29 protein-coding genes and 1 tRNA gene are annotated in these 23,661 nt (G+C 68.9%); 12 read left to right on the top strand and 18 right to left on the bottom strand.

Features of this window, described 5'->3' with window-relative positions; all coding sequences use genetic code 11:
• Window positions 1-34 precede the first annotated feature (34 nt).
• The 3 genes from AC1RRF_RS08410 to AC1RRF_RS08400 form a co-directional block, all read right to left on the bottom strand.
• Entirely contained in the window at window positions 35-511 is a 477-nt protein-coding gene (locus AC1RRF_RS08410; protein ID WP_492833968.1) for an Hpt domain-containing protein, read from the bottom strand.
• 78 nt (window positions 512-589) lie between these two features.
• A complete protein-coding gene (locus tag AC1RRF_RS08405) occupies window positions 590-1,372 on the bottom strand; it encodes an NAD kinase (protein WP_492833967.1) in 783 nt (260 codons plus the stop codon).
• A 31-nt stretch (window positions 1,373-1,403) separates the two neighbouring features.
• Window positions 1,404-2,546 carry a DUF2336 domain-containing protein gene (locus AC1RRF_RS08400; protein WP_492833966.1) on the bottom strand — a complete coding sequence of 381 codons (1,143 nt, stop codon included), beginning with the start codon at window positions 2,544-2,546 and terminating at the stop codon, window positions 1,404-1,406.
• A gap of 146 nt (window positions 2,547-2,692) precedes the next feature.
• Here AC1RRF_RS08400 and AC1RRF_RS08395 point away from each other — a divergent pair, with 146 nt between their 5' ends.
• From AC1RRF_RS08395 to AC1RRF_RS08380, 4 genes are all read left to right on the top strand, one after another.
• Complete coding sequence (locus tag AC1RRF_RS08395) at window positions 2,693-3,457, top strand: class II aldolase/adducin family protein (RefSeq protein ID WP_492833965.1); 765 nt, start codon at window positions 2,693-2,695, stop codon at window positions 3,455-3,457.
• On the top strand, window positions 3,454-4,236 hold the full coding sequence (locus tag AC1RRF_RS08390; protein WP_492833964.1) for a hypothetical protein: 783 nt from the start codon (window positions 3,454-3,456) through the stop codon (window positions 4,234-4,236). Before AC1RRF_RS08395 ends, AC1RRF_RS08390 begins: the two co-directional genes overlap by 4 nt.
• A 103-nt stretch (window positions 4,237-4,339) precedes the next feature.
• Window positions 4,340-5,503, top strand: coding sequence for an efflux RND transporter periplasmic adaptor subunit (locus tag AC1RRF_RS08385; protein ID WP_492833963.1), 1,164 nt, complete (start codon window positions 4,340-4,342; stop codon window positions 5,501-5,503).
• On the top strand, window positions 5,503-8,736 hold the full coding sequence (locus tag AC1RRF_RS08380) for an efflux RND transporter permease subunit (protein WP_492834156.1): 3,234 nt from the start codon (window positions 5,503-5,505) through the stop codon (window positions 8,734-8,736). The genes AC1RRF_RS08385 and AC1RRF_RS08380 overlap by 1 nt, the downstream gene beginning before the upstream one ends.
• A 3-nt stretch (window positions 8,737-8,739) precedes the next feature.
• Here AC1RRF_RS08380 and AC1RRF_RS08375 read toward each other — a convergent pair whose 3' ends face one another.
• Both AC1RRF_RS08375 and AC1RRF_RS08370 read right to left on the bottom strand, forming a co-directional pair.
• Window positions 8,740-9,477 (bottom strand): metallophosphoesterase family protein, encoded by a 738-nt coding sequence (locus tag AC1RRF_RS08375; RefSeq protein WP_492833962.1) that lies wholly within the window; start codon window positions 9,475-9,477, stop codon window positions 8,740-8,742.
• On the bottom strand, window positions 9,474-9,989 hold the full coding sequence (locus tag AC1RRF_RS08370; RefSeq protein ID WP_492833961.1) for a c-type cytochrome: 516 nt from the start codon (window positions 9,987-9,989) through the stop codon (window positions 9,474-9,476). The genes AC1RRF_RS08375 and AC1RRF_RS08370 overlap by 4 nt, the downstream gene beginning before the upstream one ends.
• A gap of 155 nt (window positions 9,990-10,144) precedes the next feature.
• Between AC1RRF_RS08370 and AC1RRF_RS08365 the strand changes: the two genes are divergently transcribed.
• Window positions 10,145-10,417, top strand: a complete 273-nt coding sequence (locus AC1RRF_RS08365; protein ID WP_492833960.1) for a FeoA family protein — start codon at window positions 10,145-10,147, stop codon at window positions 10,415-10,417.
• A complete protein-coding gene (gene feoB / locus AC1RRF_RS08360) occupies window positions 10,417-12,288 on the top strand; it encodes a ferrous iron transporter B (protein WP_492833959.1) in 1,872 nt (623 codons plus the stop codon). Before AC1RRF_RS08365 ends, feoB begins: the two co-directional genes overlap by 1 nt.
• Here the strand turns inward: feoB and AC1RRF_RS08355 are convergent.
• The 3 genes from AC1RRF_RS08355 to AC1RRF_RS08345 all read right to left on the bottom strand — a co-directional run bounded on the left by AC1RRF_RS08355 (window position 12,285) and on the right by AC1RRF_RS08345 (window position 13,723).
• Entirely contained in the window at window positions 12,285-12,800 is a 516-nt protein-coding gene (locus AC1RRF_RS08355; RefSeq protein ID WP_492833958.1) for a hypothetical protein, read from the bottom strand. The two genes, feoB and AC1RRF_RS08355, sit on opposite strands and share 4 nt — an antisense overlap.
• 90 nt (window positions 12,801-12,890) lie before the next feature.
• Window positions 12,891-13,520: a hypothetical protein gene (locus AC1RRF_RS08350; RefSeq protein ID WP_492833957.1), complete on the bottom strand. Its 630-nt coding sequence runs from the start codon at window positions 13,518-13,520 to the stop codon at window positions 12,891-12,893.
• 127 nt (window positions 13,521-13,647) lie between these two features.
• A tRNA-Thr gene (locus AC1RRF_RS08345) sits at window positions 13,648-13,723 on the bottom strand.
• Window positions 13,724-13,785: 62 nt separating this feature from the next.
• Here AC1RRF_RS08345 and AC1RRF_RS08340 point away from each other — a divergent pair.
• The gene (locus AC1RRF_RS08340; RefSeq protein ID WP_291840059.1) at window positions 13,786-14,139 is read left to right on the top strand and encodes a DMT family protein; all 354 of its coding nucleotides are present in this window, start codon (window positions 13,786-13,788) and stop codon (window positions 14,137-14,139) included.
• On the opposite strand, the gene AC1RRF_RS08335 is transcribed toward AC1RRF_RS08340, so the two are convergent.
• Window positions 14,136-14,540, bottom strand: coding sequence for a DUF1761 domain-containing protein (locus AC1RRF_RS08335; RefSeq protein ID WP_492833956.1), 405 nt, complete (start codon window positions 14,538-14,540; stop codon window positions 14,136-14,138). The two genes, AC1RRF_RS08340 and AC1RRF_RS08335, sit on opposite strands and share 4 nt — an antisense overlap.
• Before the next feature lie 81 nt (window positions 14,541-14,621).
• Window positions 14,622-15,059 carry an HIT family protein gene (locus AC1RRF_RS08330; RefSeq protein ID WP_492833955.1) on the bottom strand — a complete coding sequence of 146 codons (438 nt, stop codon included), beginning with the start codon at window positions 15,057-15,059 and terminating at the stop codon, window positions 14,622-14,624.
• Between the two features lie 104 nt (window positions 15,060-15,163).
• Here AC1RRF_RS08330 and AC1RRF_RS08325 point away from each other — a divergent pair, with 104 nt between their 5' ends.
• Complete coding sequence (locus AC1RRF_RS08325; protein ID WP_492833954.1) at window positions 15,164-15,526, top strand: phage holin family protein; 363 nt, start codon at window positions 15,164-15,166, stop codon at window positions 15,524-15,526.
• 18 nt (window positions 15,527-15,544) lie between these two features.
• Here the strand turns inward: AC1RRF_RS08325 and AC1RRF_RS08320 are convergent, their stop codons facing one another.
• The 4 genes from AC1RRF_RS08320 to AC1RRF_RS08305 are packed head-to-tail and all read right to left on the bottom strand — an operon-like array spanning window position 15,545 to window position 18,670.
• Window positions 15,545-15,751, bottom strand: a complete 207-nt coding sequence (locus AC1RRF_RS08320; RefSeq protein WP_492833953.1) for a CcmD family protein — start codon at window positions 15,749-15,751, stop codon at window positions 15,545-15,547.
• A gap of 11 nt (window positions 15,752-15,762) precedes the next feature.
• Window positions 15,763-16,914, bottom strand: coding sequence for a GNAT family N-acetyltransferase (locus AC1RRF_RS08315; RefSeq protein WP_492833952.1), 1,152 nt, complete (start codon window positions 16,912-16,914; stop codon window positions 15,763-15,765).
• Window positions 16,911-17,369, bottom strand: a complete 459-nt coding sequence (locus AC1RRF_RS08310) for a RidA family protein (RefSeq protein ID WP_291838523.1) — start codon at window positions 17,367-17,369, stop codon at window positions 16,911-16,913. Before AC1RRF_RS08310 ends, AC1RRF_RS08315 begins: the two co-directional genes overlap by 4 nt.
• Before the next feature lie 53 nt (window positions 17,370-17,422).
• Window positions 17,423-18,670: a DNA polymerase IV gene (locus tag AC1RRF_RS08305; protein ID WP_492833951.1), complete on the bottom strand. Its 1,248-nt coding sequence runs from the start codon at window positions 18,668-18,670 to the stop codon at window positions 17,423-17,425.
• Window positions 18,671-18,882: 212 nt separating this feature from the next.
• Between AC1RRF_RS08305 and AC1RRF_RS08300 the strand changes: the two genes are divergently transcribed.
• The 3 genes from AC1RRF_RS08300 (at window position 18,883) to AC1RRF_RS08290 (ending at window position 21,017) form a co-directional block, all read left to right on the top strand.
• A complete protein-coding gene (locus AC1RRF_RS08300) occupies window positions 18,883-19,248 on the top strand; it encodes a response regulator (RefSeq protein ID WP_291838517.1) in 366 nt (121 codons plus the stop codon).
• A 6-nt stretch (window positions 19,249-19,254) separates the two neighbouring features.
• Window positions 19,255-20,619 (top strand): PleD family two-component system response regulator, encoded by a 1,365-nt coding sequence (locus AC1RRF_RS08295; protein WP_492833950.1) that lies wholly within the window; start codon window positions 19,255-19,257, stop codon window positions 20,617-20,619.
• A gap of 146 nt (window positions 20,620-20,765) precedes the next feature.
• Window positions 20,766-21,017 carry a hypothetical protein gene (locus AC1RRF_RS08290; RefSeq protein WP_492833949.1) on the top strand — a complete coding sequence of 84 codons (252 nt, stop codon included), beginning with the start codon at window positions 20,766-20,768 and terminating at the stop codon, window positions 21,015-21,017.
• 109 nt (window positions 21,018-21,126) lie between these two features.
• Here AC1RRF_RS08290 and AC1RRF_RS08285 read toward each other — a convergent pair whose 3' ends face one another.
• Together AC1RRF_RS08285 and rpmG are read right to left on the bottom strand one after the other, a co-directional pair.
• Window positions 21,127-21,312 (bottom strand): hypothetical protein, encoded by a 186-nt coding sequence (locus AC1RRF_RS08285; RefSeq protein ID WP_492833948.1) that lies wholly within the window; start codon window positions 21,310-21,312, stop codon window positions 21,127-21,129.
• A gap of 101 nt (window positions 21,313-21,413) precedes the next feature.
• A complete protein-coding gene (gene rpmG, locus AC1RRF_RS08280; RefSeq protein ID WP_029417689.1) occupies window positions 21,414-21,581 on the bottom strand; it encodes a 50S ribosomal protein L33 in 168 nt (55 codons plus the stop codon).
• Window positions 21,582-21,709: 128 nt separating this feature from the next.
• On the opposite strand from rpmG, the gene AC1RRF_RS08275 reads away from it, so the two are divergent.
• Window positions 21,710-22,282, top strand: a complete 573-nt coding sequence (locus AC1RRF_RS08275) for a hypothetical protein (RefSeq protein ID WP_492833947.1) — start codon at window positions 21,710-21,712, stop codon at window positions 22,280-22,282.
• 150 nt (window positions 22,283-22,432) lie between these two features.
• On the opposite strand, the gene AC1RRF_RS08270 is transcribed toward AC1RRF_RS08275, so the two are convergent.
• Both AC1RRF_RS08270 and AC1RRF_RS08265 read right to left on the bottom strand, forming a co-directional pair.
• Complete coding sequence (locus tag AC1RRF_RS08270; RefSeq protein WP_492833946.1) at window positions 22,433-22,843, bottom strand: DUF5990 family protein; 411 nt, start codon at window positions 22,841-22,843, stop codon at window positions 22,433-22,435.
• A gap of 1 nt (window position 22,844) precedes the next feature.
• Entirely contained in the window at window positions 22,845-23,651 is an 807-nt protein-coding gene (locus AC1RRF_RS08265; RefSeq protein ID WP_492833945.1) for a hypothetical protein, read from the bottom strand.
• Window positions 23,652-23,661 lie beyond the last annotated feature (10 nt).

The raw sequence follows: 23,661 nt of genomic DNA, 5'->3' as shown, positions 1-23,661 counted from the left end.
GCGGGCGTTCGCTCATCTCTTCAGTCCATCAGGATCAGGCGAAGTGCTGGGCCACCTTGGCTTCCAGCGTCTCGGCCAGCACCTTGCCGGTCGGATGGTCGTCGGTCTGGATCTGGTCGCGGACCACGGCCCGGATCGCGTCGATGTGGGCGTCGATCAGCAGCAGGGGCGCGGCCATGCGCTTGGCCGGATCGTCCATCATCTTGCACAGCGAACCGGCCAGGCGGGTGACCAGCGGATACTGATAGGTCGAGCCCAGACCCTTCAGATCGTGGGCGCGGAAATACAGGCCCTCGGCGGTCTGGGGGGTATAGCCCTGGGCGCGGATGTCGGCCTGGGCCTGGTCCAGCTTGGTGATCTCGTCCTGCAGCCATTGGCCGAATTGGGCCGACATGGCCTTGAGGGCTTCCTCGGCCTTGGCGATCGCATTGGCGTCGATGCCGCCGAATGCGCCACCGACCTTCATGCGAAGGGTGTTGGGCGGGCGAATGACCTGGGCAGAGTTGCTCAACGGGCGCTCCCGAAATTGACTGGCGGTCTTGGTGACACAATCGACCTTAAGAACCCGTGCACGGGGGCGAAGTGACACTCAAGACGCGAATTGTTCAGCCAATACACGCTCTTCGAATGAGCGGCCCTCGTCGAACAGCATGGTCAGGGCGATGTCGCGGCGTTCGCGCACATCGACGCGGGTGACCCGCCGAACCTCGAAATTGTCGGCCGTGGCGCTGACCGGGCGCTTGTCGGCTTCCAGGATCTCGAAACAGACCGTGGCCTGATGGGGCAGCAGGGCGCCGCGCCAACGGCGCGGGCGGAAGGCGCTGATCGGGGTCAGGGCCAGGACCCGCGAGTCCAGCGGGATGATCGGACCGTGGGCCGATAGATTGTAGGCGGTCGAGCCCGCGGCCGTGGCCACCAGGCAGCCGTCGCAGGCCAGTTCCTCCAGCCGCACGCGGCCGTCCACGCTGATGCGCAGCTTGGCGCTCTGCCGCGTCTGGCGCAGCAGGGAGACCTCATTGATCGCCAGCCCGCTGTGGACCTGCCCGGACTCGGTCCAGGCGTCCATCTGCAGGGGGTGGATGACCGCGCGGCCCGCGCCGGACAGCCGCTCCAGCAGGCCGTCCTCCTCATAGTCGTTCATCAGAAAGCCGACCGAGCCGCGGTTCATGCCGAACACCGGGGTGCGGCGCTCCATCACCGTGTGCAGGGTCTCCAGCATGAAGCCGTCGCCGCCCAGGGCCACGATGACGTCGGCCTGGTCCTCGAGCGCCGAGCCGTAGCGCTCGGCCAGCCGCGTGCGGGCGTCCTGCGACTCCGGACGGTCGGAGGCGACGAAGGCGATGCGAAGGGGGCGGTCTGAGGAGGCGGTCACCGTTGCACGCAAGCCGAGCGGACCGGTGAAGTCAAACGGCGATGCGCTGTTCGGTCGGATCCGGGTCGACCAGGGCGCGGAAGGCGCGGGCGGCTGAGGTCGACGACAGGGCGCCGCGTTGCCACACCGGATCGCCCAGATCGCCGGGCAGGCCGTGGTTCAGCTTGCGCAGTTCGGTCAGCAGGGTCGGGAAGACCGCGCGGTCGATGCCGACGACGGAGCAGGCGTAGTAGAGGGCCTCGGGCTTGGACGCGCGCAAGGCCTGGCGGATCTGGTTGACGGTGAAGCCGCTCAACGCGGCCAGGCCGTGGACCAGCAGGCTGAGGCGCTTCTCGCGCACGGCTCGGATCAGCATGGCGGGCTTCAGCTGGCCGGCGGCCTGCAGCTTGGCGACCAGCCGGCGCTCCATCTCCTCGCGCTCGGGCGTGTCCTCGGGGACGTCGTCGGGCCGCGCCTTGCGCATGACGCCCTCGACGGCGTCATAGACGGCGTTTCCGAACTTGCGCTCGTCGACCTGGAAGCGGGCGCCGATCGACTCGCGCAGGGCGGCCCCGACCCAGTGGTACATCTGTTCGGCCAGGGCCTCGGTCAGGCGCGGGTGGCGCGACAGCGGCCCGCGCAGGGCGGCGATGCGGCGCGAATGCTCGACCAGCCGGCGGAAGCCTTCGCCGCTGATCTGGGCCGTGCGGTTGGTGGCCAGGGCGGTCAGCACGGCGGGGACGCCGCGCTCGATGACGGCGTCAGCGACGCGGCCGCTGATCTCCGGGCGGCGGGCCACGGCGATCTGATGGTCCAGCGAGGCCTCGACGAGGATGCGCAGCAGGTCGTCGTCCTGCAGCACGGGGCTGGCGGCCAGGATGGGGGCGGCGATCTCGATCTCATCCAGGGCCAGCACATTGACCAGGGCCGGCGGGGCCCAGTCGGCGTGAGCCAGGCGCGAGGCCAGGGCCTTGCGGATGTCACGTTCGGCCTGACGGGCCAGGAACAGGAAGATCTCGCCAAGGATGGGCGACAGCTGGCCGTCCGGCGGGCTGGCGTCGCACAGGGCCATGACGCCCAGAAGCAGCCGCTGCCGGGCGTCCGGGCTGTTGTTTCGGGCCAGCGCCAGCAGGTCTTCGGCGCGGGGCGCGCGCTCGGGGGACCGGGACGGATTGAGCTGGACGAGAACGGACACACACGCCTCCGGCGCGCCGACAGGGCTTCGGCGACCTTTACCGTAACGCTTCGACACTAAGACGCGGTTAACGGAACCTGAATCTTGACGCGGCCGCGCCCCGGGGCGAGCGTGCCGGCCATAAGAACACGGTGAGGAAGACGGCCATGGCTGACGGTGCAATGACTTCCATGAAGTCCCGGGTGTCCGAGGCGGAGTGGAACACCCGCGTCGAACTGGCGGCCCTGTATCGCCTCGTGGCCCTGCACGGGTGGGACGACATGATCTTCACCCACATCTCGGCCCGCGTGCCGGGACCTGAGCATCATTTCCTGATCAATCCGTACGGCTGGTATTTCGAGGAGATGACGGCCTCGTCCCTGGTGAAGGTCGATCTGGACGGGAACATCGTTCAGGAGACCGAGAACTTCATCAATCCGGCGGGCTTCACCATCCATTCGGCCATCCACGGGGCCCGGGAGGACGCGCATTTCGTCATCCACCTGCACACCGTCGCGGGCGTCGGCGTGGCCGCGCAGCAGGAGGGCCTGTTGCCGATCGGCCAGAACGCCTGCCTGCTGCAGCATCAGGTCGCCTATCACGGCTATGAAGGGCTGGCGCTGAACCATGAGGAGCGCGAGCGGCTGGTGGCGGACCTCGGCGACAAGCCGCTGATGCTGCTGCGCAATCACGGCACCCTGGCGGTCGGCCCGACGGCGGCGGCGGCCTGGATCGGCATGTTCTTCCTCGAGCGCGCCTGCGCCCAGCAGATCGCGGCCCTGTCCGGCGGGCGGGAACACGTCCTTTTCGCCCCCGACGCGGCCCAGGCCGAGACGCGGGAGCAGGGCAAGGGGATCGGTTTCATTTCGGCCCTCGCCTGGCCGGGCGCGTTGCGTATGCTCGACAGGAAGTCGCCCGGCTACGACGTGTGAGGCCGGCCGGGGGGCTGCTGCTGACGCTGGCGGCCCTGGCGGCCGCCGCCCCGGCCACGGCCGGTCCCTGGACCCTGCCCAGGGGCGAAGGGCAGGTGATCGTCAAATTCGAAGGCATGCGGGCCAGCGAAGGGTTCGACCCCGACGGCCATCTCGCCGATCTGCCCGCCGATCGCCGCGACACCGTGGTCTCGGTCTTCGCCGAGTACGGCCTGACGCCGCGCCTGACCGTTCGCTTCAAGGGCGACTGGCAGTCGGGCGAGGACGCCTTCGTCGACTACGAGGGCCGCGGGCCGCTGGAGATCGGCCTCAACTGGCAGGTCTGGCGCGACGACCACACGGCGGTGGCCCTGTACGGCGGCGTGGCCGACGGCGGGGAGGGGCGCAACGCCGGCTATGCCCCACCTGGCGTGGGCGGGCAGGACTGGGAGGTCCGGGCCTCCGCCGGGCGGTCGTTCGGTCGGGCAGGGTGGATGTCCCGCGGGGCCTCTGGCGGCTTCGTGACGCTGGAGGCGGCGCGGCGGATGCGCGGCGGCCTGCCGGACGAGACCCGTGTCGACGCCGCGCTGGGCCTGCATTTCGGCGACGAATGGATGCTGCTCAACCAGGCCTACGGCGGACAGGCGGACGACGGCGGGCCACGCTGGCTGTCGGTCGAAACCTCCGTGGTCCGGCGCTTCGGATCCTGGAGCGTCCAGGCCGGTTGGCGCGAGGCCGTGGCGGGGCGGGAGACGCCGCGTTCGGGCGGTCCGGTCATCGGTCTCTGGCGTCGTTTCTGACCGCGACGGAATGCAGAACACCGCCCGTTACATGAACTTAAGTTGCGTCGACGGCGAGAGCCGCTAAGTCGGCACGTCCCCAAAGTCCCGGAGCGCCCGCCGCGTGGTCAAGCGTCACTTCTTCCTCGTCGCCGCGGCGATCCTCCTGGCCCTGATGGTCGGCGCCGTCGTGCTGCGCATGGCCTTCGCTGACGACGAGAAGGCCGGCGGACCGGGCGGGGGCCGAGGCGGACCCGGCGGCGGACGCGGCCAGGCCGTGTCGGAAGCCGTCGCCGCGCCGCGCGAGTTCAGCGACCGGATCCGTGTCCTCGGCGTCGCCCGCGGCCGGCGTTCGGTCAACATCACCTCCTCGACCAGCGAACTGATCACCCGCGTGATGTTCACGGACGGCCAGCGCGTCGCCGCCGGCACGCCCCTGGTCCAGCTGCAGGCCCGCGAGGAAGACGCCAACATCGCCGACAACCGCGCCCAGGTCGCCCGCGCCGAGACCATGTACGAGCGCTACAAGACCCTGAACGAGCGCGGCTTCGCCTCGGCGGCCATGGTCGAACAGTATGAGACCGAACTGGAATCGGCCCGCGCCTCCCTGGCCGCGTCCGAGGCCCGCGCCGGCGACCGCACCATCCGCGCGCCGTTCGCGGGCGTGCTGGGCCTCAGCACCGTCACCCCCGGCACCCTGGTCAATCCGGGCGCCGTCATCGCGACCCTGGACGACATCGACGTGGTCCGCGTCGACTTCCCCATCCCCGAGCGTTACCTGGCCGTCCTGCGGGCGGGCACGCCGATCACCGCCACCATCGACGCCTATGGCGACGAGGTCTTCAGCGGCCGCATCGCCCTGATCGATACGCGCGTGAACGAGGCGACCCGCTCGGTCACCGCCCGCGCCGAAATCCCCAACCCCGGCGCCCGCATCCGGCCCGGCATGGCCGTCCGCGTCGCCGTCCAGCAGGGCCTGCGCCAGGGCATCGCCGTGCCCGAGGCCGCGGTCCAGTATGAGGGCGACGGCGCCTTCGTCTATCGCATCGCCAACGGCGAGCGCGGCTCCACGGCCCAGCGGGTCGTGGTCGAGACCGGCGCGGTTGAGGGCGGCTTCGTCGAGATCCTGTCCGGCCTGACCAACGGCGACCGCGTGGTCGGCTCCGGCCTGAACCGCATCCAGCCCAACGCGCCGGTGCGCGTCGGCGGTGGCGGCGGCAGGCAAGGCGGCCAGGGCGGCCGCGCCGCCGCTCCGGCCCAGGGCGCAACCCAGGGCGCCGCCCGATGATGCTCTCCGACGTTTCCGTCCGCCGCCCCGTCATGGCGGCGGTGGCGGCGATCGTGCTGTGCGTGATCGGCGCCGCGGCCTTCTTCTTCCTGCCCGTGCGCGAACTGCCGGACGTCGATCCGCCGATCGTCTCGGTCAACACCAGCTACGCCGGGGCCTCCGCCGAGGTCATCGAAAGCCGGATCACCGAGCCCATCGAGCAGCAGATCGCCGGCATCCAGGGCGTCGAGCGCATCACTTCGTCCAGCCGCGACGGCCGCTCGAGCGTGAACATCGAATTCTCGCTGGACCGCAACATCGACGACGCCGCCAACGATGTGCGCGACCGCGTCTCACGCGTGGTCGGCCGCCTGCCGGACCAGGCCGATCCGCCCGAGGTGGCCAAGGCCGACTCGGACAGCCAGCCGATCATCATCCTGTTCCTGCGCTCCACCAGCTTGAACCGGCTGGAGCTGACGGACTATGCCGACCGCTATCTGATCGACCGGCTGGCCACCGTGCCGGGCGCCGCCCAGGTCCAGATCTACGGCGAGCAGCGCTACGCCATGCGCATCTGGCTGGACGCCGCCGCCCTGGCCGCGCGCGGCCTAACCGTCACCGACGTCGAGACCGCCCTGACGGCCCAGAACGTCGAACTGCCCGCCGGTTCGCTGGAATCCGGCCAGAAGGACTACACCGTCCGCGTGGCGCGCACCTACGCCCGCGCCGAGGACTTCCGCCAGCTGCCCATCGGCACGCGCGGCTCGGCGTCCAACGCCGCGGCCTCGAACAACACCAGCGGTCTGGCCTCCAACACCGGCGCCTTGCCCAGCGGCGCCACCGGCGCGATCCAGGGCCAGGCGGCCTACGTCACCCGCCTGGGCGACATCGCCCGCGTCGTGGAAGCCCCCGCCGAGGACCGCCGCCTGTTCCGCGGCAACGGCGTCGACCAGATCGGCCTGGCCGTCACCCGTCAGGCCCAGTCCAACGACCTGGCCATCTCCGACGGCGTGCACAAGATGATCGAGGAGATCCGCCCCAGCCTGCCGCCGGGTACGGAGCTGGTCGTCGGGTCCGACAACTCAGTCTTCACCAGCCACGCCATCGACGAGGTGTGGATCACCATCGGCATCTCCATGGCGCTGGTGGCCCTGGTCAACTTCATCTTCCTGGGCACGTTCCGGGCCGCCCTGATCCCGTCGATCGTGGCGCCCATCTGCCTCTTGGCGACCTTCATCGTCCTGGCCCCGCTGGGCTTCTCGCTGAACCTGCTGACCCTGCTGGCGCTCGTGCTGGCCATCGGTCTGGTCGTCGATGACGCCATCGTGGTGACCGAGAACATCCAGCGCCGCATCGACCACGGCGAGCCGCCGCTGGTCGCCGCCGAGCGCGGCGCCCGCCAGGTGTTCTTCGCCGTCGTCGCCACGACCGTGGTGCTGCTGGCGGTGTTCGCGCCGCTGCTGTTCCTGCCCGGCTATGTCGGCCGCCTGTTCGTCGAGCTGGCGGCGGCCATCGCCGCGGCCGTGGCCTTCTCGGCCTTCCTGGCGCTCAGCCTGTCGCCCATGCTGGCGTCCAAGATCCTGCGTCCGGCGCACAGCGGCGGCTTCGTCGCCAAGCGCGTCGACTGGGCCATGGACAAGCTGCGCGAGTCCTATGGCGCCTCCCTGCGCGCCCTGCTGGGCACCCGGATCGCGGTCGTGGGCGTGATCGGCCTGATCGTGCTGGTCGGGGCCGGCGCGACGGTCATGTTCCTAACCCTTCCGGACGAACTGGTGCCGCCGGAAGACCGGGGGCGGGTGCAGATCCGCGTCCAGGGGCCCGAGGGGGCCGGCTTCGACTACACCCGCCGGATCGTCCTGGGCCTGGAGCCCATCCTGGCCGAGTACAAGGCCAGCGGCGAGGCGGACAGCTATCTGGTTTCGGCGCCCGGCTTCGGCGGCGGCAGCTACAACTCCGGCAACGGCAGTCTGATCTTGGCCGACTGGTCGCTTCGCCACCGCTCGGCCGACGAGATCGCCCAGGAACTGAACGGCAAGCTGCGCGGCCAGACGGACGCCCAGGTCAACGCCTCGGTGCCCGGCGCCTTCCAGCGCGGCGGCGGCAACTCCAACTCGGTCGAGATGATCGTCACGGGGGCGGAGTACGGCGACATCTACAACTGGCTGCAGCCCATGCTGGCGGCCTCGCTGGAGAACCCCGGCTTCTCGCGCCCGCGCCTGAACTATGAGCCGAACGCGCCGCGTCTGCTGGTCGACGTGGACCCCGAGAAGGCCGCGGCCCTGGGCGTTTCGGCCCAGTCCATCGGCCGGACGCTGGAGACCATGTTCGGGTCCCGCCGCGCCACCACCTATCTGAAGGGCGGGCAGGAGTACGATGTCATCCTGCAGACCGAGCGCGACAACCGGCGCAACGTCAGCGACCTGGAGGCCCTCTACGTCAACACGGGCGCCGGCCAGCTGGTGCCGCTGTCGGCGGTGGTCACGACCCAGACCTCGGGCGACACGCCTGATCGTCGCCGTCTGGACCGCCAGCGCGCCATCACCCTCAGCGCGGACCTGAACCCCGGCTACACCATCGCCGACGCCACCGCCTTCCTGACCCAGACCGCCGCCCAGCAGCCGCAGGGCGTGGTCACCACCCAGTGGGGCGGGGCGGCGCGCGACCAGCAGGAGGCGGGCGGCGCCGTCGCCTGGGCCTTCGGCCTGGCCCTGCTGCTGGTCTTCCTGGTGCTGGCGGCCCAGTTCGAGAGCTGGATCACCCCCGCAGTGATCATGCTGACGGTGCCCCTGGCGGCCGCCGGCGGGCTGTTCGGCCTGGTGATGGCGGGCTCCAGCCTGAACATCTACAGCCAGATCGGCCTGATCATCCTGATCGGGGTGGCGGCGAAGAACGGCATCCTGATCGTCGAGTTCGCCAACCAGTTGCGCGACCAGGGCCGCTCGATCCGCGACGCCATCATCGAGTCGTCGACCCTGCGCCTGCGCCCGATCATCATGACCTCGATCGCCACCGCCTTCGGCGCCCTGCCGCTGGTTCTGTGGCACGGGGCGGGGGCGGGCAGCCGCCAGACCATCGGCGTGGTCATCTTCGCCGGAGCGATGTTCGCGACCCTGCTGACCCTGTTCGTGGTGCCCGTGATCTACGGCGTGCTGGCGCGCTTCACCAAGTCGCCGGACTACACCGCCCGCAAGATCGAGGAGTGGGAAGCCCAGGAAACCACCGCCAACGACACCGTCCCGGCGGCGGCGGAGTAGGGTTCAGACCCGGCCCGTGCCCAGCGCACGGGCCCAGTCTTCCCGACCATTGGAGCGGGCGACGCGGGCGGCTTCGTCCCAGTCGTAGGTCACGCTCAACAGCTCGGCCGACCATTGGCCGTCGCGTTGTTCGACGATGGCGTAGCGGGCGTGGGGCGAGCCGGTCTCGACCACATGCGGGAAGGGCCGGTCGTCGTCATAGGCGGGCAGGCCCACGCTGCCTGGATTGACCACCAGCGGGCCGCCCTCGATCTGTACGACGCGTGGGATGTGGGTATGGCCGCACAGGACCACGGCGGCGTCCACGCCGTCCGCGCGCTCGCGGATTTCCGGCTCGGTCGCCGGGCGCAGTCCGGTCGCCCCGACCGTCTCCAGCCAGTATTCGACGTCGCTGCGCGGCGTGCCGTGAACCATCAGCACCTCGGGTGAGAGTCGCAGGTCTACGGGCAGACTTTCGAACCAGGCGATCTGGTCGGGCCGCATCGTATCGGCCGCGTGCCGGTCGGACAGGCCCATGCGCTCACGGGGCAGGGTCAACACCTGCCGTTCGTGGTTGCCGCGAATGGTGGGCAGGTCCAGCGCCATCAGCCGGTCGGCGGTCTCACGCGGGAACAGGGCGCCCGAGCAGATGTCGCCCAGGTTGACGATCCGGTCCGCGCCCCGGCCCTCGATATCGGCCAGCACCGCCTCCAGCGCGGCGAGGTTGCCGTGGATGTCCGAAAGGACCGCGATCCGCGTCATTGCGCTGGGGCGGGCGCCGCCGCCTCGGGCGCGGCGGGCGGAACGTACCCGGTCTCGACCTTCAGCCAGGCGATGACGTCGCGGCGGTCGGTCGCATCCGGCAGGCCGGCGAAGGTCATCTTCGTGCCCTGCAGGAAGGTGCGCGGGTTCTCCAGCCAGTGATCCAGCTTCTCCGCGTCCCAGACGAAGCCGGCGGTCTTCACCGCGTTCGAATAGTTGTACTTGGTCGCGGTCCCGGCCTGACGCCCGAACACGCCGTACAGGTTTGGCCCGGTCATGTTCGGCCCGCCCTCGGTCACCGTGTGGCACGAGCGGCAGCGCGCGAAGACGCGACGGCCATTGTCCAGGTCCCCCTGATTGTAGGGCGCGGGCAGGGCGGCCAGCAGCACGGCCTTCTGCGCCGGGGTCAATTCCGGTTTCGGGGGCGTGGCGGGCGCGGCCGATCCGGACCCGCCGTCGCTACAGGCGGACAGGCCCAGCAGGGCGGTGGCGACAAGGGCGAGACGGGTCATGGCGGGGCTCCGGAATCCGGGAGCAGTGATAGCTCAAACACCGGCCCGGACAACCGCCCTGCGACGCTTGGCCGGGGTGGACGCTGAGGTGTCGCTCCTGATAATCACTGTCAGGAAGGGCGCGCCTTTTTCGCGCCGGCGTTTCCACGAGTTCCATGTCTGACACCCTCAAACTGAGCGAGGCCCGAAAGGGCGCCCGCGGCGTCATCGTTCAGGTCGGCGAGCACTGCCACCACAAGGGCGACGCCGTCGAACTGGAGCGCCGCCTGATCGAGCTGGGCTTCGTCGAGGGCGCGCGCGTGGAACTGCTGCACGAGGGCCTGTTCGGCCGTGATCCCATCGCCATGAAGGTCGACGACATGCGCGTCGCCCTGCGCCGGCACGAGGCCGCCAGCCTGACGATCCGTCTCGACGGGGCGACCGTCTGATGGACATGCAGGTTCGCACGCCCCGCGTCGCCCTGGTCGGCAATCCGAACAGCGGCAAGACCGCCCTGTTCAACGCCCTGACCGGCGCCCACCAGAAGGTCGCCAACTACGCCGGCGTCACCGTCGAGCGGAAGGAAGGCCATATCCGCACCGGCGAGGGCCGCGCCCTGACCGTGCTCGACCTGCCGGGCACCTATTCCCTGCGCGCCCGCAGCCCGGACGAGGAGGTCACCCGCGACGCCGTCCTCGGCAAGCTGGCCGGAGAGGTTCCGCCGGACGTGATCGTGGCCGTCGCCGACGCCACCAACCTGCGCCTGGTCCTGCGTCTGGTGCTGGAGCTGAAGGCCGTCGGGCGGCCGATGGTGCTGGCGCTCAACATGTACGACATCGCCCAGCGTCAGGGCCTGCGCATCGATCTGGAGACGCTGCAGGCCGAACTGGGCGTGCCGGTCATCCCGACCACGGCCACGCGCCGGCGGGGCATCGCCGAACTGATCGCCGCCGTCGACGCCGCCGCCGGGACCCTGTCGGCCGCGGCCGACAGCCAGTGGATCTCGCCCGACGCTGAGGCCCTGCGCGGCAAGGCCCGCGAGGCCGAGCGCATCATGAAGGCCTGCGTCAAGCCGCCCGAGCGGCCGGACACCCTGACCGGCAAGATCGACGGCGTGCTGCTGCATCCGGTCGCGGGCCTGCTGATCCTGGTCGCCCTGCTGTTCGTCATGTTCCAGGCGGTCTTCACCTGGGCGACGCCGCTGATGGACGGCATCGAGGGCGTCCTGGGCGGCTTCGGCGCCTGGATCGCCACCGTCATGCCCGACGGCATCTGGCAGAGCCTGATCGTCGACGGCCTGATCGCGGGCGTCGGCGGGGTGCTGGTCTTCCTGCCGCAGATCCTGATCCTGTTCCTCTTCATCCTCCTGCTGGAGGACTTCGGCTACATGGCCCGGGCCGCCTTCCTGATGGACCGCGTCATGGGCGGGGCGGGGCTGCACGGCCGGGCCTTCATTCCGCTGCTCTCCAGCTTCGCCTGCGCCATTCCGGGCGTGATGGCGGCGCGGGTGATCGATTCCAAGCGCGACCGGCTGACCACCATCATGGTCGCGCCGCTGATGACCTGTTCGGCGCGCATCCCCGTCTATGTCCTGATCATCGGCGCCTTCATCCCCAACGAGAAGGTGTGGGGCCTGCTCAGCCTGCAGGGGCTGGTCATGTTCGGCCTCTACGCCGCCGGCATCGTCAGCGCCCTGATCGTCTCCTTCGTCATCCGCAAGATCTTCTGGAGGGGCGCGGTCGAGCCCTTCATGATGGAGCTGCCCGCCTACAAGCTGCCCGACCCCAAGAGCGTGGCCTTCAACCTGTGGCTCCGCGCCCGCATCTTCCTGGAGCGGGCCGGGCGGATCATCCTGCCGCTGATGGTCATCGTCTGGGCGCTGGCGACCTTCCCCTATCCGCCCGAGGGCGCGACCCAGCCGGCCATCGACTACTCCTTCGCCGGCATGATCGGCCGGGCGCTGGAGCCCATCTTCGCCCCCATCGGCTTCAACTGGCAGATGGTCATCGCCCTGATCCCGGGCATGGCGGCGCGCGAGGTCGCGGTGGCGGCCCTGGGCACCGTCTACGCCGTCGCCGATCCCGAGAGCGCGACCAGCCTGCTGGGCGCGACCCTGGCGTCGCACTGGTCGCTGGCCACGGGCCTGGCCTTCCTGGCCTGGTACATCTTCGCCCCGCAGTGCGTGGCGACGCTGGGCGTGGTCAAGCGCGAGCTGAACTCGTGGAAATGGATGTGGGTGATGGTCGTCTACATGTTCGGCCTGGCCTACCTGGCCGCCTTCGTGACCTATCACCTGTCGGTGGCGCTGGGCGGCGGCTAGAACTCGGTGCGGCAGGCGTGCTTGCCCTCGTCGTTGACGACCCATTTGCAGTCGCCGGGGCCCAGAAGGTAGGCGGCCACGCCGATCGCGGCGATGCCGAGCGCGGTGAGGGCCAGCGACAGAACGTCGAGCACCTCCACGTCCGCGCTCGCCTTCAGGTGGGTGCGCATCGACGATCCCTGAACCAGGGCCCAGTTCTCCTTGATCCAGGCCGAGTGGCCGGTCCGCGTCCAGCCGGCCTTCTTCTTGTTCTCGACCTCTCCGCTTTCGGCCAGGGCGAAGACCTGACCGTCCGGCGAGACGCCCGACAGGGCCACGGCGACGGTATAGTTGTCGCCGAAGAAGGTGCCGCTGTCCGAACTGGCGACATTCCAGAAGAACTCGCCGTTGCTCGCCAGGGTCAGCCGGGTGTCGACCGTCACATCGCCGGCCGTGAGGTGCGCGGTGAAGGTGCGGCTCTCCGGGCTGACCAGGTTCATCAGCTCCCGCAGCGATTTCGGGGAGGCGGTCATCTTCGCCGCCGCGAATTTCTGCTGGACGCTTCCCGTGGCCCCGACCGGGAATCTGAGGGCCGTCCTGACGCTGTTTTCCACTGCGACCCCCTAGTTGATCTTGGCTTTCAGCTCGTCGAGTTCGGCGCGCAGCATGGCCAGTTCCTTGCCGACGTCGCGATTCTCCACCACCAGCCTGTTCGGGACGCGCACCTCGCCTTCGATGACGACGCCGCCGACATAGCCGCCGCCCCGGTTCACGACCAAGGTGTCGCCTTCCATGTGGGACAGGGCGAAATTGCTGCTGGGGTTCTTGTCGTCGGGATGGACGGCGCTGAAATGCTTGGTGGTCGGATCCTGCTTCATGAAGGTCAGCATCAGGTCCTGGGCCAGCATTCGGACTGACGCCGTCCGGCCCAGGAAGTTGGCCCCCAGAATGGTCAGGGGCCGGATGTTGCTGGTCACGAAGGCCGATACCTCGCCGTTCTGCGAGACGCTGAACTTGTCGCTTCCTGACCAGAGCCGGGCGGTCCCGCCCGATGCGTACCAGACCCATCGTTCGCCCGCGGGCGGCATGTTCACGAACGCGCTTTCGCGGTTGGAGAACGAGAATCCGCCTCCGGCGCCGCCCGAATGGATCTCGTTGCCGGTGACGTGGAGGGGACGCTGCGGGTCCGGCTCGTTCACGCCGAGGGCACCCTCGGCCAGGATCGCAGAGTCCGTGAACTTGATATCCGTCATCGTATTCCCTTCCGCTCGCGGCCCAGAGAACACGGGTCTATGAATCCCGCAATGACACCAGTTGGTCACGCAGGTGGTGCGGATAGGATACGCTAGGCGCGAACGATGTGCGGGTTTCTCGGGGCGGTGGTGCCGGCTGCAGGAATCGAACCCGCGACATCCAGTTTACAAAACTGGCGCTCTACCAACTGAGCTAAGCCGGCGTCCCGCTTGACGGGCGGTCCTTATGCTGGCGCATGAGGCGGGACGCAAGCGGGGTCGATACGTGCCGATATCCTTTCCTCACATCGCGCCGGTTCTGATGCTGGTCGCCTCCAACGTCTTCATGACGCTGGCCTGGTACGGCCACCTGAAGTTCGGGTCCAAGCCGCTGTGGATCGTGGTGATCGTCAGCTGGGGCATAGCCTTCTTCGAATACTGCCTGGCCGTCCCCGCCAATCGCATCGGGCATCAGGTCTATTCGGCGGCCGAGCTGAAGACGATGCAGGAGGTCATCACCCTGATCGTCTTCGCCGTCTTCTCGGTGACCTTCCTGGGCGAGAAGCTGACGATGAACCACGCCGTCGGTTTCGCCCTGATCATCGCCGGGGCGTGGTTCATCTTCCGTGGGCCGCTCTAGGCCTTCTTGCCGATCTTCAGCCCGCCGATGATCGCTCCGCCCAGCGCGTAGATGACCAGCAGGTGGCTCCAGTCGATGTGGATCAGGCGGATGTCCGAGGTCTGGTAGATGAAGTTGTAGGCCGAGGTCATCAGCGCGAAGCAGACGCAGGCGACCAGGCTGATCTTCAGTCCGCCCTTCCAGCCCGCCGACCCCTCGCGGGCGATGAACCAGCCCAGGCCGGTCATGGTGATGAAGGTCTGGACCAGGCCGGCCAGCATCCACACCGGATCGCCGCCCTCGCCGGTGACGCCGGTCCATGCCTTCCACTGGGCCTCGAAGATCACGCCGTACCACAGGAAGCCGATGAAGAAGGCGACGACGGTCGCCACCAGGATGCCCGGCCAGTTCAGCTTGCTCATTGGATGCCCCTCCCAAGGCGGCGGATGAGTCCGCCAGCCGGTGAGGCTACGCCCGCGCGGTCCACCGTCAATGAACGGCGTTCACTCCAGCTCGGCGGCGATGCGGTCCGCCAGGGCGCGTAGCGCCTCGGTGTCGGCCATCGGCGCGTGGCCGTGGCCCTTCATCGGGCGGTCGGCCCAGCGCGGCACGATGTGGAAATGCAGGTGGAAGACGGTCTGGCCCCCGGCCTCGCCGTTGAACTGCATGATCTGGAAGCCCTCGGGCTTCAGCGCCTTCTCGACCGCGCGGGCGGTGCGCCGGGTGGCCTCCATGACCTTGGCCAGCGCCTCCGGCTCGATCTCCAGCAGGGTGCGGGCGGTCGAGGTCTTGGACACCACCAGCACATGGCCTTCCGACTGCGGGAAGACGTCCATGAAGACCAGGACGTCGTCGTCCTCCCACACCTTCACCGACGGAATCTGGCCCTTCAGGATCCTGGCGAAGATGTTGTCGGGGTCGTAGGGCGCGTGAAGGGTCATGTCGGGCTCCGGCTCTCGGCGCCCACGCTAGCAATCTGTGCGCGGGCAGGGGAGCCCCAACGGCGTTCAGGTGTTATGGTCAAGGTTCCTATTGGAGATCGGCCATGCTGCGTTTCATCGTCCAGTTCCTCGTCACCTGCCTGGCCCTGTGGCTGGCCGCGCGGATCGTGCCGGGGGTGTCGTTCAGCGACAGCGGCTCGCTGATCCTGGCCGCCATCCTGCTGGGGATCGCCAACGCCATCGTGCGGCCGATCCTGACGGTGCTGACCTTCCCGCTGACCATCGTCACCTTCGGCCTGTTCCTGCTGGTGGTGAACGCGGCGGTGATCGGTCTGGTCGCCTATCTGCTGGGCGGTTTCGCGGTCAACGGCGTGATGGCGGGCATCGGCGCGGCCATCGTCACAGGCATCGTCAGCTGGATCGCCGGCTGGTTCATCGGCGGCCCGGACGCTCGCCGCGCCGACTGACGGCCAGCATCCCCGGTCTTATCGGCGGCGTCGAAATCTTCGCAGGAGATAGCCGCCGATTCCGAGCCATGCAGCCGCCATGCCCAGCGTCAGCCAGTCGGTCGGCGTGAGGAAGAACGCGCCGTTGCTTTCGATGACCGTCGCCCTGAAGGCGAAGAACACCAGCGCCGCGCCGCTCGCCAACCCGAGGACGACAATGGCGATCTGACCGTTGGTGTACTTCATTCCGGCGCTCCTCAGCCCAGGTCCCGGCGGAAGGGCGACAGTTCTTCCGTCATGGCGTGCATCTCGGCCTCCATCGCCGGGCGCTCGCGCTCCAGGTAGTCGGCCACCGGCCCGCGCAGGGCCGGGTCGGCGATGAAGTGGGCCGAATAGACGGGCGAGGGCAGGTAGCCGCGCGCGATCTTGTGGTCGCCCTGCGCCCCCGCCTCGACCCGCGACAGGCCGCGGGCGATGGCGAAGTCGATCGCCTGATAGTAGCAGAGCTCGAAATGGAGGAAGGGGACCTCCTCCAGCGCGCCCCACTGGCGTCCATACAGGGCGTCGCGGCCGATCAGGTTCAGCGCCCCGGCGATCGCCACGCCGTCCCGGAAGGCGATCACCAGCGCGATCCGGTCGGCCATCGTCGCGCCCAGTCGGCTGAAGAAGTCGCGCGTCAGATAGGGTCGTCCCCACTTCCGCTCGCCGGTGTCCTGATAGAAGTCGAAGAAGGCGTCCCAGTGCGCCTCCGTGATCTCCGCCCCGGTCAGCACGCGGATATCCAGCCCGGCCTGGGCCTCGCGGCGCTCGCGGCGCACCGTCTTGCGGCGGCTGGACGACAGGGCCGACAGGAAGTCGTCGAAGGTCCGGTAGCCGCCGTTGCGCCAGACATACTGGATGTCCTGCCGCTTCAGCAGCCCGGCCTGCCCCATCGCGTCCCAGTCCTCGCGGGTCGGGAAGTTCACATGCAGGGACGAGGCGCCCAGCCGCTGCGTCAGGGTCATCGCGCCCTGGATCAGGGCCTGCCGCACCGTCGCGGCGTCGGCGTCCGGATGGGCCAGGAAGCGGGGGCCGGTCACCGGGGTGAAGGGCACGGCGCCCAGCAGCTTGGGATAGTAGCGGCCGCCGGCGCGCTCATAGGCGTCGGCCCAGCTGTGGTCGAAGACGTATTCGCCCTGGCTGTGCCCCTTGAGCCAGAGGGGCATGACGCCGATCACGCGACCGTCCTCGTCCTCCAGCGTCAGGTGACGCCCCGCCCAGCCCTCGCGGGGAACCGCGCTGCCGGAGGCCTCGCAGGCGTCCAGGAAGTCAAAGCTGACGAACGGGTCGCCGGACGGGGCCGCGCAGGCGTCCCACGCCTCCCGGCCGATCTCGGCGACCCGATCGTTGACGCGAATGGTGAAACTCACCGCACCTCGACAATGGCGTCGACTTCAACCGCGAAGCCGAGGGGCAGTTTGTAGACGCCGACGGCCGAACGGGCGTGGCGGCCCTTGTCGCCGAACACCTCGACCATCAGGTCCGAGCAGCCGTTGATCACGGCCGGAATGGCTTCGAAATCGCCGGCGACCTGGACGAAGCCGCCCAGCTTCACCACGCGCACGACGCGCTCCAGATCGCCGTCCAGCGCGGCTGAGATCTGGGCCAGCAGGTTGACGCCGCACATGCGCGCGCCCTTGACCGCGTCATCCTGAGACACGTCGGCGCCGACGGTGCCCTTCAGCCCGCCCGCGGCGTCGTTCGACAGCTGGCCCGAGATGTGGAGCAGGTTTCCGGTCTGGACGTAGGGCACATAGTTGGCGACCGCCTTGGCGGGTTCCGGCAGGTTGATGCCGAGTTCGGCGAGACGGGCGGCGACGGTCATGGGACTCTCCAGAAGGGGATTTGGGGGCGGTTTAGCCTGAGGGAAGGGCGGCGTCAGCCCTTCAACGCCCGTCCGGCCACGACGGCGCTCTTCCCGAACTTGTCGCGCAACGCATCGATGGCCTTTTCGGTCTTCAACGTCCGGGCTTCGGTGCTCTCGAACAAGGCGGCGGGAGCGTCGACGGCGTCGACCACCTCGCCCATGCCGATGCCGATCAGCCGGTAGGGCAGGCCCAGTTCGGGGGCCAGCAGGTCACGTCCGGCGGCGAACAGGGCGCGCGCCGTCTGCACCGGCTCGGGCAGGCTGGTCCGCCGCGTCACGATCTTGAAGTCGGTCCGGCGCAGCTTCAGTACGATGACCCGGCTGGCCACGCCGTCGCGGCGCGCCTTGGAGGCCAGCTTCTCGCACAGGGGCCAGAGTTCGTTCTCCAGGTCCTGGGCCGAGGTCAGATCGTCGTTGAAGGTCGTCTCGGCGCTCATCCCCTTGCGGTCGTGCTCGGGCCGGACGGCGCGGGCGTCGCGGCCGTGGGCCAGGTCGTGCAGGCGCAGGCCGGTCTCGCCGTAGCGTTTGACCAGGTCCCGCACCTCGGCGGCGGCCAGGTCGCCGACGGTGGCGTAGCCGTCGCTCTGCAGGGTCTTGCCGAACACCGGCCCCACGCCCGGCAGGATGCGCACTGACTTGGCGGCCAGCAGGGCCTTCGATTCCGCCCCGATGACCGAGAAGCCGCGCGGCTTGTCCAACTCCGACGCGATCTTGGCCAGGAAGCGGTTGGGGGCCAGGCCGATGGAGACGCTGAGGCCGATCTCGTCCTCGATCCGTTTCTGCAGGCGGACCAGCTGGAAGGCGGGCGGTCCGCCGTTCAGCCGTTCGGTGCCGGCCAGGTCGATCCACGCCTCGTCCAGCGACAGGGTCTGCACCAGCGGGGTCAGCTCGCGGACCAGGCCGAAGATGCGTTCGCTCTCGGGCACGTATTTGCGGAAGTCGGGCTTCAGCACCACGGCCTCGGGGCAGGCCTTCAGCGCCTTGAACATCGGCATGGCCGAATGCACGCCGTACATCCGGGCGATATAGCAGCAGGTCGAGACCACGCCCCGCTTGCCGCCGCCGACGATGACCGGCACGTCGCGCAGTTCGGGCCGGTCGCGCTTCTCCACCGAGGCGTAGAAGGCGTCGCAGTCCAGGTGGGCGATGGTCAGGCCGTCCAGCTCGTCATGCGCGACGACCCGCCGCGACCCGCACGCGCCGCAGCGCTCGGCCTTGCGGTCGCTGGTCCAGAGGCAGTCGCGGCAGATGGACTTCATGAAGGGGAGATTGTGCCTGAGCCGTCGTCGGCAAGCCATCGTGCTCACCTGCCCATTCGCCTTCGCGAATCGAAGGGCGAGGAGAGCGTTCGTATCAGGACGCGAAAAACCGGCGCTTCACGTCAACTTAAGAGAACCGTGGTGAGACTGTCTCGGAAGAGCACAAGCCCCCGCGCAATCGCGTCTGAGAGGGGTGAACAGGCCGGGTGGTGATGTCGAAGAAGGTCCTCATCGTCGAGGATAACGAGCTGAACATGAAGCTGTTTCATGATCTGCTCGACTCGCAGGGCTACGAAACCCTTCAGACCCGCGAGGGGCTGCAGGCGCTCGCCCTGGCGCGCCAGTATCGTCCCGATCTGATCCTCATGGACATCCAGCTGCCCGAGATCTCGGGGCTGGAGGTCACCAAATGGCTCAAGGACGACGAAGAGCTGAACCATATCCCGGTGGTCGCCGTGACCGCCTTCGCCATGAAGGGCGACGAGGAGCGGATCCGTCAGGGCGGCTGCGAGGCCTATATCTCCAAGCCCATCTCGGTGATGCATTTCCTCGAGGTCGTCCGGAAGCACCTGGGGTAGGGCGGCATGACGGCGCGCATCCTTGTCGTGGACGACGTCGAGCCGAACGTCCGCCTGCTCGAAGCCAAGCTGACCCTCGAATACTATGAGGTCATGACGGCGATGGACGGCCATACGGCCATCGAGATCGCTTCGGCCGAACGACCCGACATCATTCTGCTGGACGTCATGATGCCCGGCATGGACGGGTTCGAGACCTGCCGCCGGCTGAAGGCCGATCCGGTCACCCGCCACATCCCGATCGTGCTCGTCACGGCGCTGGACGGGCGCGAGGACAAGATCCGTGGCCTCGAGGCCGGCGCCGACGACTTCATCACCAAGCCCATCGACGACGTCATCCTGTTCGCGCGCGTGAAGTCGCTGGTGCGGCTCAAGGCGGTCATGGACGAGCTGCGCGAGCGCGAGGAAAGCGGCCGCCGCTTCGGCGTCGACACCGACGGCGCGGGCCGTTTGCGCGGCTCGGGCGGGCGCGTCCTGGTCGTGGACGACAGCGCCCTGCAGGCCGGCAAGATCGTGACCCAGCTGTCCGATGAGCACCGCCCGGTGCACGAGCCCGATCCGGCGGCGGCCCTGATCGCCGCGCGCGGTCCGGTCGACCTGATGATCGTCAACGTCTCGGCTTCCGAGTTCGACGGCCTGCGCTTCGTGGCCCAGGCGCGCTCGAACGAGGCGTCCCGGCGCGTGCCCATCCTGGCGGTGGTCGATCCGGCCGACCGGCCCCGGCTGATCAAGGCGCTGGAGCTGGGCGTCAACGACATCCTGCCGCGCCCCGTGGACGCCGAGGAGCTGGACGCCCGCGCGCGCAGCCAGATCAAGCGCAAGCGCTACGCTGACTTCCTGAAGCAGAAGCTGGACTACAGCCTCGAGATGGCGGTCACCGACGCGCTCACCGGGCTGCACAACCGCCGCTACATGGCCGGCCAGCTGCAGGCCCTGCTCGGCCGGGCCGGGCAGGGAGGCGACACCGTCGCCGTGCTGGTGCTGGACATCGACCACTTCAAGGCGGTCAACGACGGCTTCGGCCACGACGCCGGGGATGAGGTGCTGCGCGAGTTCGCGGTGCGCCTGGCCACCAACGTCCGCGCCATCGACCTGCCATGCCGTCTGGGCGGCGAGGAGTTCGTGGTGGTCATGCCCGGCGCCTCGCTGGAGGACGCCACCCGCGTGGCCGACCGCATCCGCCGCGACGTGGGCTCCCTGCCGTTCCCGATCATGGGCGGGGCCGAGAGCCTGACCATCACGGTCTCGGTCGGCGTGGCCGCGTTCAACGGCGTGACCGACACGCCCGACGCCCTGCTCAAGCGCGCCGACGAAGGCGTCTACGAGGCCAAGGCCCGCGGGCGCAACCAGGTGATCGCCAGGGCGGCCTGATGACCGTCGTTCTGTAACTTCTGAAACACGTTGATACTGGACAGAAATCGCGAATAGCGACAGCTTCACCATAGACGAACAGCCGTCAGGACCGCCGTCCATCGACCCGGCCTGCACCGCCTGAGCTTCGTCGGAAAGGCGCTACAATGGGCCGGGCATCCTTCTCCCAAGCCATAGAGCAGTTTTCCAACCTCAGCGTATCAGCGGACGAGGCCGCCTACAGGGCGGTCGAGAGTCTCGAGCGCGTCATCCTCGACCATGTCCCCAAGACGCTCGCCGAAGCCGTGGCGATGCTGGACGTGATCATCCCCGAGGTCTCCCTCGGCGGTCGCGCGGACGGACGGGATGTGAAGGCCCTGCAGAGCATTCGCTCCCTGCTGGGCGGTCATCCGGCCTAGACCATTCTGGCTTCAGGTCACGGCGACCTGAAGCCAAAAGATGGTCCAGCATCGAACTGGAGCGAAATCCGAGCCGAGTCGGACTGCGTCCAACTCAATCGATTTCGCTCTAGCGGCTCATCCAGGGCTTGGACTTGCCGGTGGCGATGCGGGCGGCCTGTTCACGCTGGAACTTGCCGCCACGCGGGGGTTTGGGCAGAGCCGCGATCCTGGCGTTCTTCAGGCGCAGGGCGCGCTGGACGGGGGTCTCGCCCTCGGGCGGGGCGTCGGTCTGGCCGTCTTCAGGATCGCTCATAGGGCACCCTAGCACGCCTCGCCGCGCATGAGGGGCGGACAACGAAAAACGCCCGGTCATCGCTGACCGGGCGCTTCGAAAGTCGTTAGCAAATCAAGTGCTTACTTGATTTTGCCTTCCTTGAATTCGACGTGCTTCTTGACGACCGGGTCGTACTTCTTGACGACCATCTTCTCGGTCATCGTACGGGCGTTCTTCTTGGTGACGTAGAAGAAGCCGGTGTCGGCGGTCGAGTTCAGGCGGATCTTGATGGAAGCCGGCTTGGCCATCGGAAATTACCTTTGCGGACGGCGAAAGCCGCTAAATGAGAGGCGCGGAACATACTCAGGCGCGCCCGGAAGTCAACGGGCGCGACGCCGCATTGAGCATCGGCCGTTCAAAGGCCACGGTGGCGGGCATGAAAGCGCTTCTTCTCGCCGCCGCGGCGGCCGCCCTGTCCCTGTCCCTGTCCGCTCCCGCCCTGGCGCAGGAGGCGGCGGACCCCCAGGACGCCTTCCTGGCCCGGCTGAACGCCCTGTGCGGCCAGCGCTTCGAGGGGCGGGTGGTCTCGACCGACGCCGCCGACGCCGACTTCCGGGGCAAGCGGCTGGTCATGCATGTGCGCGACTGCGCCGCGGACGAGGTCGGCATCCCCTTCGCCGTGGGCGAGGACCGCTCGCGGCGCTGGGTCATCACCCGCACCGGCGAGGGCCTGCGCCTGAAGCATGACCACCGCGATCCGCAGGGCGAGATCCACGGCTATCACCTGTACGGCGGCGACACCGCCGAGGCGGGCACGGCCGGGCGGCAGCAGTTCCCGGTCGATCAGGAGTCGATCGACCAGTTCCTGGCCGGCGGAGCCCAGGTCTCGACCACCAACGTCTGGGCGGTCGAGGTGCATCCCGGCCAGACCTTCGCCTATGAGCTGAGCCGTCCGGGCGGGCGCTTCTTCCGCGTCGAGTTCGACCTGACCCGCCCGCTGGCGGATTGACAGGGTTGATAGCGCCCGGCCGAATTCCGTTTTCAAAGTCGGCCAGACCGTAAAATACGATATCGCGCGCGGGGCGACGGGACGCGATGAACGGTGGGAAAGACCGCCGTCAGTCTGGCATGGGCGTCCGTCAGAATTGGACGGACGCGGTCAGGGGGCGGTCCAGCCCTTCACGGGGCGGACGGTGGCGCAGGCGGGCGAGCCGTCCTTGCCTTTGCCGGGCAGGACCACCTCCAGAACGGCGCCGGCGCGGGCCTTGTCCAGCAGGGCGGGCGGAATGTCGTGGATGTCGATCTTGGCCCGGCGGTTCCATTCCGTCGCATGGTCGCCCGCCGACTGGCCGATGCGGATGTAGACGAAGCGGCGCGTCGGCCCTTCCCGGCGCACGAAGGGGCCCAGGACGCGGTTGTCGGCGGACAGGCGGATCGGTACCTCGAAAGACAGGGGCGCGTCGGTGGCCGTGACGGGTTCGAACGGCGCGTCGTCCTTCTGCAAGCTGTAGCGGACGCCGGGGACGGGGTCGGCGATGGTCAGGCGCAGGGTGATGGGCGTGTCGGCCATGTCAGCGCGCGTCCTTGAAGGTATCCAGCATCGTCTCGGCCTGCTCTAGCCGCTGGAAGACGTCGGCGGCGTCGCCGCTGACGCAACCGGCGTCGAAGTTCAGCGACTGGTCCGCATGGCCGGGCTGGGACCAGACCACGCTGCCGTAGGCGCCGTCGGTGAGGACGCGCCGGCATTCGAAGCGCCCGCCCTCATAGGGGGCGAACAGGGCGCGGAAGCGGTCGAACTGCTCCTCCGACACCGGGAAGGTCACCGGCTCGGCGTCGCGGTTCACGTATCGCCCCTCACCGCCGCGCGGCAGGGTCCACTCGACCAGCCGGTTGCCCCACGAGCGCCAGACCAGGGTCATGGTCGTCGGCGCGGGCAGGCCGGGCGGCGGCGTCCACCGGGCGCGGCCCCAGTCGCTCATCTGACGGTAGGCCCGGTCAAGATTCTGGCCCTGTGTGGAGAACGTCGGCGTGTAGCAGAAGCTGTCGTTGGGACGCCGAAGCTCGCCTCGACCATCGCGCCAGAGCAGGTAGCCGTCGCGATAGACGCCGGTCGCCTTGGGATCATCGCAGGCATGCCCCTCGGCCCTGTAGGGCTCCAGAAGCTCACGGATCCGGATGTATTCCTCATGGGTGACGGTGAAGGTCCAGTCCTCGCGGTCGCCGCTGCGGAATCGGGCCTGTCCGCCGTCCTCAAGGCTGTAGAAGAGCACGCCGGGGCGATCGACGACCTCGATCCTGTCCCGCGTCTGGGCCGTGACAGGCAGGGCGAGCAGGAGGGCCCCGGCGAGGGCGGCGATCAGGGCTGCGTAAAGGCGCATGGGGTCCTCC

The organism is Brevundimonas sp. GW821-FHT12C05 (assembly GCF_058807475.1).
The sequence above is the reverse complement of the archived record's forward strand: the minus strand, read 5'-3'. Positions and strand labels throughout refer to the sequence as shown.